Origin of the sequence: Aquibium sp. ELW1220, assembly GCF_030398385.1 — a bacterium.
Classification (GTDB): Bacteria; Pseudomonadota; Alphaproteobacteria; order Rhizobiales; family Rhizobiaceae; genus Aquibium.
Window position 1 is genome coordinate 1 of sequence record NZ_JAOAOQ010000066.1, and the last position, 19,915, is coordinate 19,915.

The 19,915-nt window shown below is 66.8% G+C and carries 14 protein-coding genes and 2 pseudogenes; 8 read left to right on the top strand and 8 right to left on the bottom strand.

What is annotated here, in order from left to right; translation table 11 throughout:
* A pseudogene (locus tag N1F91_RS29470) lies at positions 1 to 112 on the top strand (IS110 family transposase); the annotation flags it as partial.
* Between the two features lie 550 nt (positions 113 to 662).
* Here the strand turns inward: N1F91_RS29470 and N1F91_RS29475 are convergent.
* Entirely contained in the window at positions 663 to 1,124 is a 462-nt protein-coding gene (locus tag N1F91_RS29475; protein WP_289997402.1) for an Lrp/AsnC ligand binding domain-containing protein, read from the bottom strand.
* 170 nt (positions 1,125 to 1,294) lie between these two features.
* On the opposite strand from N1F91_RS29475, the gene putA reads away from it, so the two are divergent.
* Positions 1,295 to 4,966 carry a bifunctional proline dehydrogenase/L-glutamate gamma-semialdehyde dehydrogenase PutA gene (putA, locus tag N1F91_RS29480; RefSeq protein WP_289997403.1) on the top strand — a complete coding sequence of 1,224 codons (3,672 nt, stop codon included), beginning with the start codon at positions 1,295 to 1,297 and terminating at the stop codon, positions 4,964 to 4,966.
* A gap of 102 nt (positions 4,967 to 5,068) precedes the next feature.
* Here putA and N1F91_RS29485 read toward each other — a convergent pair whose 3' ends face one another.
* Complete coding sequence (locus tag N1F91_RS29485; protein WP_289997404.1) at positions 5,069 to 6,499, bottom strand: MFS transporter; 1,431 nt, start codon at positions 6,497 to 6,499, stop codon at positions 5,069 to 5,071.
* A gap of 66 nt (positions 6,500 to 6,565) precedes the next feature.
* On the opposite strand from N1F91_RS29485, the gene soxR reads away from it, so the two are divergent.
* Together soxR and N1F91_RS29495 are read left to right on the top strand one after the other, a co-directional pair.
* A complete protein-coding gene (gene soxR / locus N1F91_RS29490; RefSeq protein WP_289997405.1) occupies positions 6,566 to 7,000 on the top strand; it encodes a redox-sensitive transcriptional activator SoxR in 435 nt (144 codons plus the stop codon).
* 193 nt (positions 7,001 to 7,193) lie between these two features.
* Positions 7,194 to 8,048: pseudogene (locus N1F91_RS29495) on the top strand (aldehyde dehydrogenase family protein); the annotation flags it as partial.
* A gap of 105 nt (positions 8,049 to 8,153) precedes the next feature.
* On the opposite strand, the gene N1F91_RS29500 reads toward N1F91_RS29495, so the two are convergent.
* The 3 genes from N1F91_RS29500 to N1F91_RS29510 form a co-directional block, all read right to left on the bottom strand.
* Positions 8,154 to 8,717, bottom strand: a complete 564-nt coding sequence (locus tag N1F91_RS29500) for a DUF1993 domain-containing protein (protein WP_289997407.1) — start codon at positions 8,715 to 8,717, stop codon at positions 8,154 to 8,156.
* A gap of 275 nt (positions 8,718 to 8,992) precedes the next feature.
* Positions 8,993 to 9,640 carry a response regulator transcription factor gene (locus N1F91_RS29505; protein WP_289997408.1) on the bottom strand — a complete coding sequence of 216 codons (648 nt, stop codon included), beginning with the start codon at positions 9,638 to 9,640 and terminating at the stop codon, positions 8,993 to 8,995.
* Entirely contained in the window at positions 9,633 to 12,401 is a 2,769-nt protein-coding gene (locus tag N1F91_RS29510) for a sensor histidine kinase (RefSeq protein WP_289997410.1), read from the bottom strand. Before N1F91_RS29510 ends, N1F91_RS29505 begins: the two co-directional genes overlap by 8 nt.
* Positions 12,402 to 12,409: 8 nt before the next feature.
* Here N1F91_RS29510 and N1F91_RS29515 point away from each other — a divergent pair, with 8 nt between their 5' ends.
* Positions 12,410 to 14,488, top strand: coding sequence for an autotransporter domain-containing protein (locus tag N1F91_RS29515; protein WP_289997411.1), 2,079 nt, complete (start codon positions 12,410 to 12,412; stop codon positions 14,486 to 14,488).
* A gap of 292 nt (positions 14,489 to 14,780) precedes the next feature.
* On the opposite strand, the gene N1F91_RS29520 is transcribed toward N1F91_RS29515, so the two are convergent.
* The gene (locus tag N1F91_RS29520) at positions 14,781 to 15,095 is read right to left on the bottom strand and encodes an antibiotic biosynthesis monooxygenase (RefSeq protein WP_289997412.1); all 315 of its coding nucleotides are present in this window, start codon (positions 15,093 to 15,095) and stop codon (positions 14,781 to 14,783) included.
* A 100-nt stretch (positions 15,096 to 15,195) separates the two neighbouring features.
* Positions 15,196 to 15,657 carry an iron-responsive transcriptional regulator RirA gene (rirA, locus tag N1F91_RS29525; RefSeq protein ID WP_289997414.1) on the bottom strand — a complete coding sequence of 154 codons (462 nt, stop codon included), beginning with the start codon at positions 15,655 to 15,657 and terminating at the stop codon, positions 15,196 to 15,198.
* 249 nt (positions 15,658 to 15,906) lie between these two features.
* On the opposite strand from rirA, the gene N1F91_RS29530 reads away from it, so the two are divergent.
* Positions 15,907 to 16,338 (top strand): acyl-CoA thioesterase, encoded by a 432-nt coding sequence (locus N1F91_RS29530; protein WP_289997415.1) that lies wholly within the window; start codon positions 15,907 to 15,909, stop codon positions 16,336 to 16,338.
* Positions 16,335 to 17,228 (top strand): hypothetical protein, encoded by an 894-nt coding sequence (locus N1F91_RS29535; RefSeq protein ID WP_289997416.1) that lies wholly within the window; start codon positions 16,335 to 16,337, stop codon positions 17,226 to 17,228. Before N1F91_RS29530 ends, N1F91_RS29535 begins: the two co-directional genes overlap by 4 nt.
* Positions 17,229 to 17,256: 28 nt before the next feature.
* Here N1F91_RS29535 and N1F91_RS29540 read toward each other — a convergent pair whose 3' ends face one another.
* Positions 17,257 to 18,258: a glycosyltransferase family 4 protein gene (locus tag N1F91_RS29540; protein WP_289997418.1), complete on the bottom strand. Its 1,002-nt coding sequence runs from the start codon at positions 18,256 to 18,258 to the stop codon at positions 17,257 to 17,259.
* Between the two features lie 110 nt (positions 18,259 to 18,368).
* Here N1F91_RS29540 and N1F91_RS29545 point away from each other — a divergent pair, with 110 nt between their 5' ends.
* Positions 18,369 to 19,799, top strand: coding sequence for a glycosyltransferase (locus tag N1F91_RS29545; protein WP_289997419.1), 1,431 nt, complete (start codon positions 18,369 to 18,371; stop codon positions 19,797 to 19,799).
* Positions 19,800 to 19,915: the final 116 nt, after the last annotated feature.

The window sequence follows — 19,915 nt, forward strand, 5'->3', positions numbered from 1 at the left end:
GCGCCTCGTCGAGGCCGGAAAACCGAAGCGCCTCGCACTCACAGCCGTCATGCGAAAGATCGTCGTCATCGCAAACGCAAGGCTCGCACAACTCGAAGCGCAACTGACTTGATGAGGACCCTGGTCGACTTGCGCTTCAGGGTGAGGACCATGGAGCGACTGCTCCCGGCCCGCATCTTCCTTGACCCTCGTCACCCCGTCTCCGCACCGCCGCTGCGCTCCGGCGCCGCCCGGGATGACGAAGGTGAGGGGAGGCCGGACTTCCGCCACCGCGCATCTTCCCCACCTTCGTCATCCCGGAACGGCGTCCGAGCGAAGCGAAGGACGGCGTATCCCGGATCCATGCCTCGCCGACCGTCCCCGCGCTTCGGGACAGGACGAGGCACAAGCCGCCGGCTCCGCGATCCCGCACCGGCCGTCCCCTTCTGCACCGTCCCGCCCGACGGCCTCCGCCGAGGCATGGATTCCGGGTCTGCGCCTCCGCTGCGCTCCGGCACCGCCCGGGATGACGAAGCGTATGGGCCGCGTGAAGAGCACCCCTGCACCCGGCCCGCATTCCCCTCCGCTTCGTCATCCCGCAACGACATTCGAGCGCAGCGAAGAAGGCGGGATCCATGCCTCGCCGGTGACGCCCCGCTCCGGTTCAGGTCGGCCCCGCCGCCTCACCGGTCCTTCACCGTCTCCATCGCCACGAAGGTCGAGGTCTGCGCGACGTGGGGCAGGGCGGAGATGCGCTCGCCCAGCACGCGGCGATAGCTGGCGATGTCCTTCGTGCGCACCTTGAGCAGGTAGTCGAAGCTCGACGCTATCATGTGGCACTGCTCGATCTCGGGAACGCCCAGCACCGCCTTGTTGAAGGCCTCGAGCGCCGCCGAGCGCGTGTCGGAGAGCTTGACCTGCACGAAGGCCACATGGCCTTCGCCCATGCGCTCGCGGTCGACGATCGCCGCATAGCCGCGGATGTAGCCGTCGGCCTCGAGCCGCCGCACCCTTGCCTGCACGGGTGTCTTCGACAGCCCGACCCGCACGGCGAGTTCGGCCATCGACAGCCGTCCCTCGCGCGACAGCGCCGCCAGTATGTTGCGGTCGATACGATCCAGTTGATCCGTCGGGCGCTCGTTCATGGTCCAGGCGTGTGAAAAATCCCGCTGCAAACGGAACGTTCGGTCTGAAACGGACTCCTGTATGGACCGGCTGCGCGGCGAGGGAAATGCTACAAGAGGCCTCTGGCGCGTGGACCAGCATCTCTCGCCCTCCGGCACGCGGCCTCATGTTGTCTCCAGGGGTTATCGCCATGCCGACACGTCCCGATCTCCGCGCCGCCATCCGCGCCCACATGCTGCCCGAAGAGGACGCCGTTCTCGCCCGCCTCGTCGCATCCGCCGGCCTGTCGGACGCGCAGCGCGCCGACATTTCCGCGCGCGCAGCCGGTCTCGTGCGCACCGTGCGGTCCTCCTCCGACCGGCAACTGATGGAAGTCTTCCTGTCCGAATACGGCCTGTCGACGCAGGAGGGCGTGGCGCTGATGTGTCTTGCCGAGGCGCTGCTGCGCGTGCCCGACGCCGAGACCATGGACGATCTGATCCGCGACAAGATCGCGCCGCACGACTGGTCGGCGCATTCGGGCGAATCGGCCTCGATGTTCGTCAACGCCTCCACCTGGGCGCTGATGCTGACGGGCCGCGTGCTCGACGAAGGCGAGGGCGCGGTCGAGCGCACCCTGCGCGCCATGGTGCGCCGCCTCGGCGAGCCGGTCATCCGCACCGCGGTCTCGGCCGCCATGCGCGAGATGGGCGAGAACTTCGTGCTCGGCCGCAGCATCGACGAGGCGGTGCGCCGCGGCCGCGACTACACCCGCAAGGGCTATCTCTATTCCTACGACATGCTGGGCGAGGCGGCCCGCACGGAAGGCGACGCCCTGCGCTACCACCGCGCCTATGCCGACGCCATCGCCGCGCTGACGAAGACCGCGACCGGCAACGAGGTGCGCCGCAATCCCGGCATCTCGGTCAAGCTGTCGGCGATCCACCCCCGCTACGAGCAGGCGCAAAGGGATCGCATGCTGCCGGTCATGGTCGAGCGGCTGACGTCGCTCTGCCTTGCCGCCCGCGACGCCCGCATGGGGCTGAACATCGACGCCGAGGAGGCCGACCGGCTCGACCTGTCGCTCGACGTCATCGAAGAGACGCTTTCCAATCCGGCGCTTGCCGGCTGGGAAGGCTTCGGCGTCGTCGTCCAGGCCTACGGCCCGCGCGCGCCCTTCGTCATCGACTGGCTGCACGCGCTGGCCGAGCGTCTCGACCGGCGCATCATGGTCCGCCTCGTCAAGGGCGCCTACTGGGACACCGAGATCAAGCGCGCCCAGACGCTCGGCCTTGCCGGCTACCCGGTCTTCACCCGCAAGCCCAACACCGACGTCTCCTACATTGCCTGCGCGCGAAAACTGCTCGGCATGACCGACCGCATCTACCCGCAATTCGCCACCCACAACGCCCACACGGTCGCCGCGATCCTGGCCATGGCCGACGACAACCACGCCTTCGAGTTCCAGCGCCTGCACGGCATGGGCGAGGCCCTGCACGAGGCGGTGCGCAAGACCGAGGGCACCCATTGCCGCATCTACGCCCCGGTCGGCGCCCATTCCGACCTGCTCGCCTATCTCGTCCGCCGCCTGCTCGAAAACGGCGCCAACTCCTCCTTCGTCCACCAGATCGTCGACGAGGACGTCAGCGCCGAGGTGATCGCGCGCGATCCCTTCGACGTCGTCGCCAGCCAGGGCCCGGCGCACAATCCGGCGATCCCGATGCCGGCCGCCATCTTCGGCGCCGGCCGCAAGGCGGCACGCGGCTTCGACATCACCGACCCGGTCACCATCGCCGCCCTCGACGCGGCCCGTGCGCCCTTCATGACCGGCTCCGCCTGGACCGCGCGGCCGCTCACGCCGGCGGCGGGCGAGGGCGGTCTCGCCCGCGTCGTCGTCAATCCGGCCCGGCCCTCGGAAGCCGTCGGCACCGTGGTCGAGGCGAACGCCGCGCTGGCGGGGCAGGCTGTGCGCATCGGCGCCGACGCGCAGCCCGCCTGGGCAGCAATGCCCGTGGCCGACCGCGCCGCCATGCTCCTGCGCGCGGCCGATCTCTACGAAGCGCATGCGGCCGAATTCTTCGCGCTCTGCACCCGCGAGGCCGGCAAGACGCTGGCCGACGGCATCGCCGAACTGCGCGAGGCGGTCGACTTCCTGCGCTACTACGCCGCCGGGGCCGCCGGCGCCGAGGCCGGCACCGAAGCCCGCGGCGTCATCGCCTGCATCTCGCCGTGGAACTTCCCGCTCGCCATCTTCACCGGCCAGGTGGCCGCGGCCCTCGTCACCGGCAATGCCGTCATCGCCAAGCCGGCCGAGCAGACGCCACTGATCGCCGCCCGCGCGGTCGCGCTGCTGCACGAGGCGGGCGTGCCTGCCGACGTCCTCCAGATGCTGCCCGGCGACGGCCCCACGGTCGGCGCGCCGCTGGTCGCCGATCCGGCGATTGCCGGCGTCTGCTTTACCGGCTCGACCGACGTCGCGAAAGCGATCGAGCGCCAGCTGGCGCAGACGGCCGCGCCCGACGCGATGCTGATCGCCGAGACCGGCGGCCTCAATGCCATGCTGGTCGATTCGACCGCCTTGCCCGAGCAGGCCGTGCGCGACGTGCTGGCGTCGGCCTTCCAGAGTGCCGGCCAGCGCTGTTCGGCGCTGCGCATCCTCTATGTCCAGACCGACGTCGAGGCGAAAATCATGGAGATGCTGACGGGCGCGATGGACGAACTCGTCGTCGGCGACCCGGCGCAGCTGTCGACCGATGTCGGCCCGGTCATCGACGACGAGGCGAAGGCCTCGATCGAGGCCTACTGCGCCGACAGGACAGCGCAGGGCAGGCTCGTCGCGAAGCTCGGCGCGCCGGGCGAGGGGCGTTTCGTCGCGCCCCACATCCTGCGCGTCTCCGGCATCGGCGACCTGGAGCGCGAGGTCTTCGGCCCGGTGCTGCACGTCGCCACGTTCGAGGCCGATGCGATCGACCGCGTCATCGCCGACATCAACGCGAAAGGCTACGGCCTCACCTTCGGCCTGCACACCCGCATCGAGGCGCGCGTCCAGCGCTTCATCGACACCGTCCACGCCGGCAATCTCTATGTCAACCGCAACCAGATCGGCGCCGTCGTCGGCTCCCAGCCTTTTGGCGGCGAAGGCCTCTCCGGCACCGGCCCCAAGGCCGGCGGCCCCCACTATCTCCGCCGCTTCCGCGAGGGCCTGTCGCGCCAGGCGGCGGCCATGTCGGGGATCACGACGGCAGGTGAGGGTGTCGGCGCGGCGGGCCAGGCCGTTCCTGCATCAGGACAGCCCGTCACCACCGCGATGATTGCCGAGCGCTTCCCCGATGCCGCCGCCAGCGACTGGCCGACCCGCACCGACCGCATCGGTACCCTGCGCAAGCTCCTGCGCGGCAAGGCCTCGGAAGCCGTGACGGCCGCGGCCGGCCTCGACGCCGGCCCCTGTGATCTCCTCGGCCCGACCGGCGAGGCCAATTCGCTCACGCTCGCGCCGCGCGGCCGCGTGCTCTGCCTCGGCCCGGATGCCGAACTCGTGCTGGCGCAGGCCGTCCAGGCGCTGGCCGTCGGCAACGCCGTCCTCGCCATCGCCCCCGGTGCCCCCGCCGCGCTCCAGCCGCTGCTCGGCAAGGACCTGCCCGTCGCCGCCCTCGACGGCACCGTCGCCCCCGACGAGTTGGCGCACCTCGCCATCGACGCCGTCGCGTCCGCCGCCGAGCCCACCCGCCAGCGCGCGCTCCGCCAGGCGCTGGCAGGCCGCACCGGCCCGATCGTCCCGCTCATCACCGAAACCCTGTCACCCGCCGCCTATGCGCAGGAACGCGCCGTCTGCGTCGACACCACGGCGGCGGGCGGAAATGCGAGCTTGCTGGCGGCGGCTTGAGGGAGAGGCGATCCACGAGGACTTCGTCTCGATTCCGATCGTCCGAGGTGGGGTGGGAAGGAGACAGTCTGCTTCGTGGGAAGGCTATTCCGCTTGCCGCCGCTATTTCGCCTTCCGATCTCGCACCATGACGCTCATGGCGATCAGCCCGATTGCCGCGAAGGGGACGCATGACACAAAGACCCATCGGGCAACCTTCGCCGCATCCGCGCCCGTTTCGATGGACAGCAGACCCGAGGCATTCGCCACGATCCCGACATAAGCGGCGCCCAGCGCATAGCCGAGCCGCTGTATCGTAGGGATTGCTCCGGAAACGCGCTGGACCTCGTCCGTATCGGCGAGCGCGATCGTTCGCCTGAGGACGAATGTCCACGCCATCCCGAAACCACCGCCCTCCATGGCCGCGAAGACGGCGATCAGCCACACGGGGCCGTTGGGAACCGCATGGAGAAAGCCGAGGATGCTGAGGGTCACGACCGTCATGCCGAGCGCGATCATCCGACGATCGAACGGCTCGGGCAATCCGCTGACCAGGACGGCCATCACCGTCCAACCTATGGACGAACAGGCGACGATGTAACCGGCCGTCAGCGCGGAGGCGCCATGGATGGACGTCACCAGGAGTGGCCCGAAGGCCGTGATGGCGATGGTGGCCATGGACATGGACAGGATCATGAGCATCGCGGCACCAGCGGGCCGCCACGGATCGAACGGACGGCGCGGCAGGAGCCTGCTGTCGCCCGCGCGCTCGTCCATCCACAGGAAGGCGATCAGGCAGACGAGCCCCGCCGCGACGGAAGGGACCGTGCGCGGTATCGAGACCTCGACGCCACCGAAGGCGACCAGGACGACGGCGAGACACAACATGGACAGACGCCCGACAGGGAACGCGGTCGCCTCGGCCGTGGATCGTGCCACGCTCGCGTCACTGCGCAAGACGATCCAGAGGGCGAGAGCGAAGGCCTGGCAGCCGAAGAAGGCGAAGCCCCAGCGCCATGTCGCATATTCCACGAAGAAGCCGCCGACCAGCGGCCCGGCAAATGCCGAGACGCCCCAGAGGGTCGAGATGGCCGCCATCGCGCGAGCGGTGTAGCGACGCGGGAAGATCAGCCCGACCGCAACGAAGCACATAGCCACCAGACCGCCGCCGCCGAGCCCTTGCAGGGCGCGACCCGCCAGAAGCAACGGCATGGTCGGACTGATGGCGCTGAGGATACAGCCGAACCCGAACAGGGCGGCGGCCGTGCTCATCGACCTGCGCAGGCCGAAGCGCATCGTCAGCAATGCGCTGGCCGCTCCCGCGACGATCGACCCGATCTCGTAGAGCGAGACGGACCAGCCCACCAGGGCGGCCCCGCCGATATCCGCCACGATGGACGGGAGCATGGTGGCGACGATCAGGCTGTCGGCCGCGTGCAGCCACACGGCCAGGCAGACCAGGGTCAGCGATGCGGCGTAGGGACTTCCGAGAAATTCCCGCCACGACACGAATGTCTCCGTGTCCGTCCCCGTTCCGGTGCCCGTATTCGTCATGCCCGTATCCTCTTGACGGACATGCTGCTAGGGCCTCAACATTGGTTGAGGTCAAGGAGTTTCCGAATGGCGAAGAAGGAATTGTCCGTCGGAGAACTCTCGCGCCGCAGCGGGTTGCCCGTCTCCACGCTCCATTTCTATGAACGCCGGGGGCTGATCGCCTCCGAAAGGACGTCGGCCAATCATCGGGTCTATCGGCGCGAGATCCTGAGGCGCGTGGCGGTCATCAAGATCGCGCAGAGCGCGGGCGTCCCGCTTGCCGAGATTGCGGAGGCGCTCTCTCCACTGCCAAGGGACACGTCCCCCGACACGCACGACTGGGCGCGCATCGCCGAAAACTGGCATGGCGATCTCACACGCCGGATCGAGCTTCTCACCGCACTTCGCGACAAGATGGCGTTGTGCATCGGCTGCGGATGTCTGAGCGTGCAACGCTGCCCTTTGGTCAACGCTGACGATCATTTGTCGGAAGACGGCCCCGGTGCCCGATTGTTGGAGTAATGCGAGGTCTTCCACCATCAGCGCCAGCGGTCGATAGCGCTTATCTCCCTTCGGAGGCATGCCCACGCCAACCGCGCCGCGACAGGGTGTGGCGACCCTCGCAACTGCGTCCGATTTGCGCCAGGTATGGATTATGGCGAAGACATTGAAACCAGCAACCGGCAAGCTCGTCGTCAAAGACAGTGACACGACGGTCAAGGTCCTGCCCGGCGACAGCCCCACGGTCGGCGCGCCGCTGGTCGCCGAACCGGAGATCGCCGGCGTCTGCTTCACCGGCTCGACCGATGTCGCCAAGGCGATCGAGCGCCAGTAGGCCGAGACAGCCGCGCCCGACGCCATGCTGATCGCCGAGACCGGCGGCCTCAACGCCATGCTGGTCGATTCGACCGCGCTGCCCGAGCAGGCCGTGCGCGACGTGCTGGCCTCCGCCTTCCAGAGTGCGGGCCAGCGCTGCTCGGCGCTGCGCATCCTCTACGTCCAGACCGACGTCGAACATAAGATCATGGAGATGCTGAAGGGCGCCATGGCCGAACTCGTCGTCGGCGACCCGGCGTTGCTTTCCACCGACGTCGGCCCGGTCATCGACGCGGAGGCGCAGGCCTCGATTTCGGCCTACTGCGCCGGCATGGAAGCGCAGGGCAGGCTTGTCGCCAGGCTCGACGCGCCGGGTGAGGGGCGTTTCGTCGCCCCCCCACATCCTGCGCGTCTCCGGCATCGGCGACCTGGAGCGCGAGGTCTTCGGCCCGGTCCTGCACGCCCCGGCGCCCCCGCAGCCCTCCAGCCGCTGCTGGGCAAGGGCGTGCCCGTCGCCGCCCTCGACGGCACCGTCGCCCCCGAGGAACTGACGCACCTCGCCATCGACGTCGTGGCCTCCGCCGCCGAGCCAGTCCGCCAGCGCGCGCTCCGCCAGGCGCTCGCCGCCCGCGCCGGCCCGATCGTCCCGCTCATCACGGAGCCGCTGTTACCCGCCGCCTACGCGCAGGAACGCGCCGTCTGCGTCGACACCACGGCGGCGGGCGGAAATGCGATCCTGCTCGCGGCGGCGTGAGGGGGGCGTTCTACGGGAGATTGTTGCGGTTCTGAACGTCCGAGATGGGGTGGTTTAGCGACGGTCTGCTTGTCGGGATACTGACCCGGATAGCGGACTTTCGCCTTAGGCTGATCTGGTGCGCAGCCGACCTTCGTAGTCGCGTTTGCCAAGCGGCACGCCCCGTGAGCGCAGGATGTCGTAGGCGGTGACAGCGTGGAAATGGAAATTCGGCATTGAGAACGACAAGAGGAAGGTCTCGGAGGTAAAAGACAAGGTCCGTGGGTCCCACGGTTTCCAGTCATCCTCGTCATCGAGCGGTCTATGAAGCACGATGTTCAGTTCCTTGCCCGACCAACCGTTGACCTCAGCGGGAGTGAACGTCACCAGCGCCGTCTCCGCCTTGCGCATCATCGCCTGTAGGTCAGCGAAGGGGACAGGTCCGACCAAGGCGGGAGGAGTGAACGCGCCGGTCTTGAGAGCCTCGACCCCCCACACGGAATGATGCCATGCTGCTTCGATCTGAAAATGAAAGGGCGCCATATTGTCAAACAGGCGCGCATTCACGAAGTCATCGGGATCGGTGCCCGCATCCGCGCAATGCGTGGCCGCACGATCAAGGAATGCTCCGATGGCCCTCACGGTCTGCAGGAAGGTTGGCACACTGAGATCGTAGAGTGATATCGCCACAGACTATCCCTCGCTTGGAGCGGCTCGTATTTCCGCATTATGCATGTAACCGGACGGCGGCAAGGGCAAGAACGGGATTGGCTTTGAACAGTGGCCGCTCTCGCGCTCTGAAAGTCCCCATCGGGGTGGTGATCTGCCTGACCGCTTCTCGGCTGCGAAGCGTCGATAGCGGCCACTCAAGCATCTGCCGTACTTCGACGACAACGCGCGCCCATTTCGGCCTGCAGCACGACAAAGGGCATGCTGAAAGCAGACATTGCCGCCGGAACGATGTGCTACGGCGCATCCGCTGCATCTGCCAGCCCCAGCCGAATGGCGATGGCCACGGCTTCCGAACGGTTGGAGACGTCGAGTTTCCGAAGGATGGCGCTGACGTGATAGCGTGCCGTCGGATGGGAAAGGCCCAGCATTTCGGCAATCTCCGGATTTGTGAATCCCTTGGTCATCAGGTTCAGCACCCGCTTCTGCTGATCTCCGAAGACCGGTTCCTCATCGCCGTTCGGAATACTCGTCTTTTGGGGCCTCGTCAGCTCTTCGGGCAGAATGACTTCACCCCCGTGAACGCGCCGGATTGCGGTCACCAGATCGGCGGCCGAAATATCCTTGAGCAGGTAGCCACTCCCACCCGCCTCCAGCAGCGTCGAGACGACGTCGGGATCGGCGAACGTGCTCAGGCCGATCACACGCGCCGACGGGTCGATCCTGCGAATGGCGCGTGTCGCCTCGATTCCCCCGATGCCCGACATCTTGACGTCCATCAGGACGATCCCGGGCCTGAGCTCGGAAAAGCGCTCGATGGCCATCTCGCCGCTGCCGGCTTCTCCCACGACGCGCATATCCGCCACATCGTCGAGGATGAGCACGACGCCCTTGCGCACGACCATGTGATCGTCAACCAGCAGGATCCTGATCGCGTCAGTCATCTCCATCCTCGATCCAGATTGCCGTCACGGTCGTGCCGCTTCCCGGCGCGCTCCTGATTTCGAGCGTGCCGCCGATTTTCCGAATTCGCTCGTTCATGACCTGCACGCCGATGTGTCCGGGCCAGGTCTCTCCCGGGTTGAAGCCGCGTCCGTCATCGGCGACGGCGAGCAGCGCCTGTCCACCCACCGCATCGAAGTAGACGGACACCGACGAGGCCTGCGCATGTCTGGCGACATTGGCGAGGCATTCCTGCGCGATGCGGGAGAGCGCCAGCTGCACGTCGCCCGGCAGCACCGCGTCGCCGTCGATCAGAAGCTCGATGGCGATGTCGTTGCGGCGCTCGAAATCGCCGACGATGTCGGCGAGCAGCTTGCCGAACGGGTAGGTCGCCAGATCCTGCGGCCTGAGTTCCAGCAGCAGATGGCGCATCTCGGTCAAGGCGTCCCGATTGAGCTGCTGCATCTGTGTCAGCGTGTGCAAGGCCTGCTCGGGGTTCTTCTTCAACAGGTCCGGCAGTTTGTCGGCCATCAGATTGGCGGTAAACAGCGTCTGGCTGACGGCGTCATGCAACTCGCGCGCAAGGTGATTGCGCTCCTCAAGACGGGCGTTCTTGGCGGCGAATTCGCTGGCCTCGGCGGTTCTGGCCGCCACCTTGTCCTCCAGCGTCTGCACGAGCTGATTCTGGGCCGTCGCCATCTCGTTGAAGGAGGAGGCGAGATAGCCGATCTCGTCGTGGTGGAACACCCGGATATCGGTCGACAGTTTCCCGCCCATGATCTGCCGCACACCCTGTATCAGTTCCTGAAGCGGACGTATCAAGTTGATGTGGAAGAACAGCGGGAAGACCAGAATGACGATCAGGCTGGCGGCGAGAATATAAAAAGCCACCGGTTCGAAGATCCGGTTCAGATAGGCGCGGAACGCCAGAAAATGCCGGTCCACGATGCCTTCGCCCGGCTTGCCGGCATAGGGCAGGCCGGAGGTGAACTGCAAGGTGGCGACCTGGCGATCGGCGAAGGCCGGAACGATGCCCGTCAGAACGGGTGCTGCATCGATCCGGTAGAAATCGTAGGCCGGCCGGTCGGGGATTTCTGCGAATGCCATTTCGATCACCCCGGTCGGATGGAGGCGGAGCTGGAAAGTATAGTGCTGGTCGGTCCGCGAGACCGAGGCCATATTCATCCAGCTGATCACCGCACCGTTCGCATCGCCTTCGAAATAGACCCCGCTCGGCTCATGATCCGGAATGCCGGACCTGTCTTCCCTCAGGTCCACCGCCGCCAGAAACATGGCCGGTTGCGGTCCGAACCTGTGCAGGATGTTCCGCCATTCCAGGGGTTCGTTGAAGCCTGCCATTCCGGCATTGCCGACGAACAGATCACGGTAAGTGTTTCCGAAGAACGGAAAATCGAACGGCAGTTCCACGCGCGCGTTTTCTTCGCCTTCCATCGGCAGTTTCCTGCCGAAGCCCGTGTCGAAGCTGAATGCGGCTGGTGCTGCGCGATAGGCGCCATCGGACTGCGGGTCGAAGCGCAGGGCGGTTCGACTTTTCAGCCCCTCCGCATCGACATAGGCTTCCGAATAGGCCGATCCGATCAGCCAGGACATGCCCGATGCGATTGAAAGGATCGTCACCAGCGTCAGCCCGACGACCTTGATGCGGAACGACGAGCGTTCCGGCACGTAGTTCAGGTACACGAGGGTGAAGCTGGAATAGATGACGATCGCGGTCCAGCCGCTGATGATCTCCATCCAGCGCCAGTCGATCACACCAGAATAGCGGGCCAGCTGAAGCACAAGAATGAAGAGCGGCGTCAGGCCGAAATAGAAGAAGGCGCGAGCGGCGGCGGCATCGTGGGAAAGCACGCGAAACGGCCAGAGGAGTGCGACCAGCGAAGGTGCCAGGGCAGCGCGCAGGCGGACGTCCCGCTCGCGCGCCATCGCCCTGACCAGATGCAGCACGAAGAAGACGTGAACACCGAGAAAACCGAGCGAATAGGGGACATTCGTCCAGTGATCCCGATAGACCACATGGCCATCGGCCAGGTAGCCTAGCCGGGCTGTGGCGATGGCGGTCTCGAACAGGACGACGGCGACATAGATGAAGACGGTCACCCGCTGCCCCGATTTTCCGAGGGCGGGTCGTTCGTTGAAATAGAGCGCATAGAGGACCAGACCCGCCATTGCGGCTGATCCGGCCATACTGATCCATGGGATAACATAGTCGACATCGTCCGTTGGCAGCGAGAAAGACAGGAACTGGCCGAAGATCAGGCCGAAGCTGGCAACGAATGTGACGACCAGCAGCGCTGCACCGCGAATGTCGCGTTTCTCACGCAGGGCCAGCCGCAGGCGGGTTGCGAAGAACGCGGCCTGCACCCCGATCACGATCATCTCGACCAGATAGTTGATCGACAGCGGGTTCCAGAACAGGTCCTGCATGTTTCCGGTTTCCCGCGCGCCATCGGACGCGCTTATTGACGGCCGGTTGCAACCGTGGCGCCGCGATTGCTTTCTAGAGCGGATTTCGGCGCCAATCGGCGACACAATGCAAGTCTGGTCCCCTGTACATCCGTACAGTTCCCTCGGTTTTGCACCGGCTCTATCCTCCTCCGGTTTGCAGGAATGCCTCACGCGCCACGATGGTGCGCTTCGGCGCGTTCCGGCAGCTGCGTCGGGGGGTTCCGCCGGTTCGACGCAGAGAGAACTGAAGGAAAGCCGGTACGCCTGCCTGCGCGGCGTTTTCCACCAGAGGGGCAAGGGCAGGCATGCCGAATGGCATGCGCCAGCGCATTTTCGAAGGGCCAGCAGTGACCGTATCATCCAATCGCACATACCTCGCCGGCAGCGTCGCGCTGGCGCTTCTGGCCGGCGTGGCCACGCCGAATGTGGCTCGTGCCGAACAGGTCGGCGACGTGAGTTTCGACTGGATCCTCGATACGCCCGGCCTGAGCAAGCCATACTTCTTTGGCATCAGCGGGGATGGATCCACTCTGTTCGGACAGGGAACGATAGCTGGTCCTGGCTACCCGGCGTTTCTGTGGGCGCAGGACGGCATCACACAGCTCGAGTTCCTGCCGAACGGAGGAGACCGGGGTGCGCCCTATGCAGCAAACTTCGATGCGTCGGTGATCGTCGGCGAAAGTGCCAGAGGGACAACCGATTGGCAGGCTGTCCGGTGGGTCTACAACGGAGAGGCGTACCGCATCGAATCGCTCGGAATTCTCGATGGGGGCGATTGGAGCCAGGCGGTCGGTGTCAGCGATAATGGCTCCGTGATCGTGGGCAGCAGCGACTCGAGCGACGGCGGGCGTGCCGTGCGCTGGACTGACGGTTCGATCACCAATCTGGGCGTCCTTGCGGGTGGCACCAACAGCTATGCGACCGGGGTAAGCGGCAATGGGACGGTGGTCGTCGGAACCAGCACGTCGACTATCGGGAAACAGGCTTTTCGCTGGACCGAGGGCGGCGGGATGGTCGAGCTTGGTATCCTCGATGGGTATTCATCAAGTGAAGCAACCGCAATCAGCAACGACGGGAATGTGATCGTAGGCTACAGTCGGGACGATCGTCATGTCTCGCAAGCCTTCAGATGGACCGCACAGGAGCAGATGGTCGGTCTCGGCTTCCTTGAAGGCGGTGACCGCAGCGTCGCGCGCGATGTCAGCGCGGACGGCTCGGTGATCGTGGGTTATTCGATCGTCGACGGGAATTATTCCGGAGCCTTCGTCTGGGCCGAAGCGACGGGTGAAATGCGATCCCTCGCCGCCATTCTGACTGAAGCGGGACTGTCGCTCGACGGGATCTCGTTGATCGACGCGATCGGTGTCTCCGACGACGGGACTGTCATCGTCGGCAAAGGGACTCTGAACGAAGCCGATCGGAGCTACATCGCACGGATCGGTAGCGGCCAGACCGCGCTGATCGACGTTGCCGAGATGCAGCAGAGCCTTGCCTCCACGTCCGCCGCCATGGACGCGGGGCTTGGCGCGGGCAATCTGATCATCAATGGCGGGCACAGCCATCCGCTGGCAAGCCGCATCGCCCCGGAGAAGCAGACCGCCTGGATCGCCGGCGACGTCGGTGTGATCGATCGCAATGGCGCCGATGGTGCGGCCGGCTTCGGCGAGTTCGGCCTGGGGCGTAACTTCGGCCCCGTGCAGGTGAATCTGTCGGGCGGCTTCAGCCGCGCCAGACAGGACATGCCCTATGGCGGTCGCGCCGAGGTGGGCGGGTATTTCATCATGAGCGAAGCGCTCATCCCGCTCCGCGACGACGTGTGGGCGACGTTCGGCGGCTATGCCGACTGGGGTTCGGCGGATATCCGCCGCGGTTATCTCAATGGTGCGGCGGTGGACTATTCGGCCGGTTCGCCCGACAGCGCGACCTATGGTTTCCGCGCCCGGCTCGACTGGGACCAGGGGATCAGGCTCGGCGGGCTCGGTCTGTCGCCCTTTGCCGACTTCCGCTACACCTCGACCCGTCTGGACGCCTATACGGAAACCGGCGGCGCCGTCCCGGCCACCTTCGATGCGCGTACCGATCACTCCACCGAGATCAGCCTCGGCGTGAACGGCTCGGTGCCGGTCACCGAAAACGTCACTCTGCTCGCCACGCTCGACGCCACCCATCGCTTCGAGAAGCAGGGCGCGGGCGTGAGCGGACAGCTCATCGGCCTGAGTGCCTTCGATTTCGCGGGTGCGAGCACCGACCAGGACTGGCTGCATGGCGGCATCGGGATCGAGAGCAAGGCCGGAGCCGGCAAACTCTCGCTCACGGCCAACGCCACCACCATGGGCAATGCGCCGAACTACTGGCTCGCCCTGCGCTGGCAGGCGCAATACTAGGGCAAAAAGCGGGTGAGACCTGGCCGCTGCACCCATCATCGGTAAGAAGCTGCGCATCCGAACCGGCCAGGGCAGCGTAACTCAAATGAAACGGCCTCCGGAGAATCCGAGGCGGTTCATGACGCGCCAGGAACGGCGGCTTTCAGGAACTAATCTTGAACCTTCGAACGACAGAGTTTGGGTCGAAAGCGGCCAATCCAGCTCGGCCACAAACTTGAGCTTCCCAATTCTTTGTCCGATCACGCATCCATCATCGACTTTTGGTTGTATCGAAGCGCACTAGTGGCTCCCCTCACGCCCCCTCGACCGCCACGAACCCCTCGAACTGCGGCGGTCCCATGTACAGCGGCTTGTTGTTGCCGGCGTTCCGGTGCGCGGCGCGGAACTGTTCGGACTTCGTCCAGGCGGAAAAATCCTCGTAGCTCGCCCACACCGTGTGCGAGGCATAGAGCGTGTAGCCCTCGGCCTCGTTGGTGGCGCCGCGCAGCAGGTGGAAGGTCTTGAATCCCTTCATCTCCGACAGCGTCGAATCGCGGCCCTTCCAGACGGCCTCGAAAGCCTCTTCCGAACCGATGTTGACCTTGAAGCGGTTCATGGCGACGTACATGGCTGGTCTTCCTCGTGCGTTCAGGCGTGATGGGACAGGCGAAGCGGCGGGCAAACGGAAGCACCCGCAGGGACGGGCGCGAGCGCGCGGCGGCCGGAGCTCAGTTGGCGATGGCGTGGCCGGTGGTGGCGTCGATGCCGAGCAGCAATTGCAGGCTCGGCCGTTCCTTCGTCAGGTCGGCGATGGTGTAGCTCTCCAGCACGTCGAAGAAGGCGCCGAGCGCCTTGCGCAGCGCGGCGTTGAGGGCGCAGCTGTCGATCAGCGGACAGTCGGCCGCGTCGTTCTCGAAGCACTCGGCCATGGCGAAGCTCTCTTCGGTCACCCGCACCACGTCGAACAGCGTGATCTCGGCCGCCGGCTTGGCCAGCCTGACGCCGCCATTGCGGCCGCGCACCGTCGCGATCAGCTTGTTTTCGACCAGCGGCTGCAGGATCTTGAACAGGAACAGCTCCGACACCGTATAGGCGGCCGCGATCTCCGGAATCCGGCTCAGCCGGCCCTCGTTGGCCGCGCAATACATCAGGATGCGGATGGCGTAATTCGTCTGACGTGTGAGCCGCATGGGTCGTCCTCGCTGCCATGGTCCGAGTGGCGTGGCCTCTCTTTAGAACAGTTCCAGACAATATGGTAGAGGGCGAACGATGAAACATGAGCATTCTTATCATATTTCTGTGTACGGGGAAGTGGCACGTCCAGAAAGGCGGGAGATCGCGCAGATCGCGGCGCGAGCCTGTTCAACCGCGCCGAACCTTGCTCTAGCTGGCGCAGGCCGTCCCGAAAGGCACGGCGCGCAACAGAGCGGAAGCCGGCCATGATCGAGATCGTCCACGAGAATTCAATCCCCGTCAGCTTCGGCGACTGCGATCCGGCCGGGATCGTCTACTACCCGAATCACTTCCGCTGGTTCGACGCCACCTTCCACGCGCTGCTGTTCCGCCATGGCGAAGGCCATGCCGCCATCTGCGCCGGGCTCGGCTCGATCGGTCTCGGCCTCATCGACGTCGGCGGCACGTTCCGCTCGCCTGCGGTCAACGGCGACCGGCTCGACCTCGTCGTGCACATCGTCGAATGGAATGCGAAAACCTTCCGCCTCGCCTATCGCGGCATGATCGGCGGACGGCCGGTGGTGGAAGGCTTCGAACTGCGCGGCGTCTTCATCCGCGACGGCGAGCGCCTGCGGGCAGGGGAGGTCGCGCCGCTCAGGGCCATTCTCGAGGCGGGCGCGGGGAGGGCGGCGTCGTGACGCCCGCCGCGCTGCGCGCGCTGATCCGTGTCCCCGCGCGCCCGCAAAGCGCGCCGCCGGTGCTGGAGCGCAGCGTCGTCGTCGCCGACGGGGTCGCCGTCGAAACCCTGCGGCTCGACCTCGGCCAAGGCCGCAGCGCCCGGGCCGTCCTGACACGGCCCGAAGCGCCGGACGGGCGGCTGCCGGCCGTGCTCTACTGCCACGCCCACGGCGCCCGCTACGGCATCGGCGCGGCCGAACTGCTCGACGGCCGCCCGAGCCTGCTCGGCCCCTGGGGCCCGCTGCTCGCCGGGCGCGGCTTCGTCACGCTCTGCCTCGACATGCCGACCTTCGGCGACAGCGCCCACGAAAAGGAGGACCCGCTTTCCAAGGCGCTCCTGTGGCAGGGGAAGACTCTGATGGGCGAGATGCTGGCCGACCTCCTTGCCGGCTTCGACCACCTCGCCGCCCGCGGCGACGTCGACGCCACCCGCATCGCCGCCTTCGGCCTGTCGATGGGCGCCACCCACGCCTACCTCCTGGCCGCCATCGAGCCCCGCATCGCCCGCGTCGCGCATCTGTGCTGCTTTGCCGATCTCGCCACGCTGATCGCGTCGGGCGCGCATGATCTGCACGGCCACTACATGACCATCCCCGGCCTGCTCGCGCAGACCTCCTTCGGCCGCATCGCCGGCATGGTCGCGCCGCGCCCGCAACTGGTCTGCACCGGCGACCGCGACCCGCTGACGCCACCGGACGCCGTCGACATCGCCTTCGCCGAGTGCCTTGCCGCCTATCGCGCCGCCGGCGCGGAGGCGGCGCTGCTCGGGCTCGCCGAGCCCGACACCGGCCATGTCGAGACGCCCACCATGCGCGCAGCGGTGCTGGATTTCCTGGAAGCCATGCGCTGAACCGGCATCCGGCACTTCCCGCCGCGGTTCAGGCGTCGCCGATGTCGGCGAGCGCGCGCCTCACCGCCTCCGAGCGCTCGGCGTCGCCATGGGTCTCCTGGACGAACAGCCGCCCTTCGGCTGCAAGCCGCGGGCCGAGTTCCCGGTCCTGAAACAGCCGCGACAGCGCCGAAACGAAGTCGGACGTCGTTTCGGCGCGCAGAAAATGCCGGCCATCCTCCAGACAAAGACCTTCAACCGCCTTGGCCGTCGCAACCACCGGGCAGCCCACCGCCAGCGCCTCCAGCGCCTTGATCCGCGTGCCGCCGCCCTGCCGAAGCGGCATCACCGCCGCTGCTGCATCGCGATAGAGCGGCGCCATGTCCGGCGGGTCGGCGGTCAGCCGGTGGCCATGGTCGCGGAGCAGCCGGGCCAGCCGCTCGCGCGGCGCGCGGCCGCCGACGTGCAGTTCGGCATCGGCAAATCGCCGCCGCAGCTCCGGCATGATCGAGCCGACGAGTTCGTCGACGGCGCGCCGGTTCGGCGCATAGCCGAGATGGCCGACGAAGAGCACGCTGCGTCCCGCGCCGCGCTCCGTCCCGGCGTCGACCGTCCGGCACCAGGCGGGGATGGGGTTGGGCACGACATGCACCGCCCGTGCCTCGACCATGCCGCGGACCGCGGCGGCGTCGCGCTCCGAGCAGGTCCAGATCGAACCGGCGATCCGTCCCGCCTCCCGGTCGGCTTCGGCCGCCTCCCGGAACCGGTGCCGCAGCAGCAGCCGCGCGACAGGCCGTGCCGGCCGCGGCAGCCGCGCCAGCCGCACGTCCCTGTAGAGCTGCGCCTCGACATTGTGGAAGTCGCAGACGATCGGCATGTCCGGCAGCGCCTGGCGGGCCGTCCGCATGGCATCGAGCAGGGCCACGCCCTCAAACAGAATGAATTCCGGCCCGGTCGACCGCGCGACGTCCACGAGCCGCGCGACGTCGTCGGGATCGAGGCGTGCAACCGTCGGTGAAGAACGCCGGTCGCCGCCGCGGTTCTTTCGCAAAAACAGGCGCGTCCCGTCCAGCAGTTCCGAAAGGACTTGAAAATTGCCGTCATTCCGGATTTCTGCCCCTGAAACGCGACCGTCTTCCTCAACGAGGTTTGCTTGCAAGAATGGCACCATCCGTCTCCGCTGGCATTCCGCGCATCATACACCAGACATGGCGCAGCAGGGATCATCCCGTCAAAAAGGGTGACCCGAAGAGCTGGGAAGCCTGCAATCCCGGCTGGCGCTACATGTTCTGGTCCGACGAGGACCTGCACGGATTCATGGCCGCCGAATTCCCGCAGCTCCTGCCGATGTTCGAGGGCTACTCGCTTCCCGTCCAGCGCGCCGATCTGGCGCGCTACTGCCTGCTCAAGCATTTCGGCGGCCTCTACACCGATATCGACACCATCTGCATGGCGTCGCTGGAGCCGCTCGCGGGCGAGCCGCGGGTGGTGCTGTGCGAGGAACCGCGGGTGCAGCATTTCCCGGCGCGGTTTCGCGGCATGCGGTCGCTCTGGTTCAACGGCACCATGGCGAGCCCGGCCGGGCACCCCTTCTGGGACCGTGTGATCGAGCTGTGCACCCTGATGTATCCGCGCCGCGATTTCGACGTGCTGGAATCGACCGGGCCGCTGATCCTGACGGCCGCCGTCGAGCACTGGCCGGAGCCGAAAGAGCTCTGCCTCAACTCGTCGAATCTGTTCGCCGGCGTCACCGTGAACGGCGACGATGCCGGCGATCCGCGCTGGGGCGACTACGGCGCGGGCGTCCTGTCGGTCCACTGCTGGCAGGGGAGCTACTACACCAATCAGGCGCCGTCGCTCTACCAGCGCAAGCTCGCCCAGCTGCGCGAGTTGCGCAGCAAGCTGCGGCGCGACGAGCGTCTCACCCTGAAGGTGGCCCGGCGACAGGTCGACCAGGCCATCCTGACGCTGCCGCTGCAGCGCTCGGCCGAGCCGCCCTTCGTCACCGTGCTCATCCCGGCGCGCAACGCGGAGGCCTTCCTCGAGGAGAACCTCCGGCAGCTGCTCCAGCTCGACCATCCGCGCGACCGCATTCACGTGCTCTATGGCGAGAGTGGCAGCAGCGACCAGACGGCGGATATCATCGCCGGCCTCATCGCCCGCCATGGCCGCGACTTCGCCTCGATGGGAAGCGTCAGTCTCGCCCGCAGCGCGCCCGACATTCCGCGCGACCGGCGCTGGGAGCCGCGATACCAGCGCGCGCGCCGCGCCGGCATCGCCATGGCGCGCAACGACCTGATCGAGCACGCGCTGCGCAAGCCCTATGCCGGCTGGTACCTCTGGCTCGACGCCGACATCATCGGCCTGCCGCGGGACCTGATCGGGTCGCTGCTCGCCGCCGAGGCCAAGATCGTCGCGCCCGACTGCGTGATCGAGCCGGGCGGCCCGAGCTTCGACCTCAATACCTGGCTCTCCGTCGGCAGGCCGCACCGTGTCGAGCACTACCGGCACCTGAAGCACGGACTGACCCAGCCGCCGCTCGATGCCTGGTGGCGGCGCCATCTGCACGATCTCCGCTACCTCGACCGGTAACCGGGGCAGATTTCCGGGCGATCAGGCTTGAGCGGCTTGCCTGACGAGATCGGGGAGTCGCGGTATCGGCTGGTGGGCGGGTATGCCGAGGCGATCGCCGAGATATCGGAAGAACG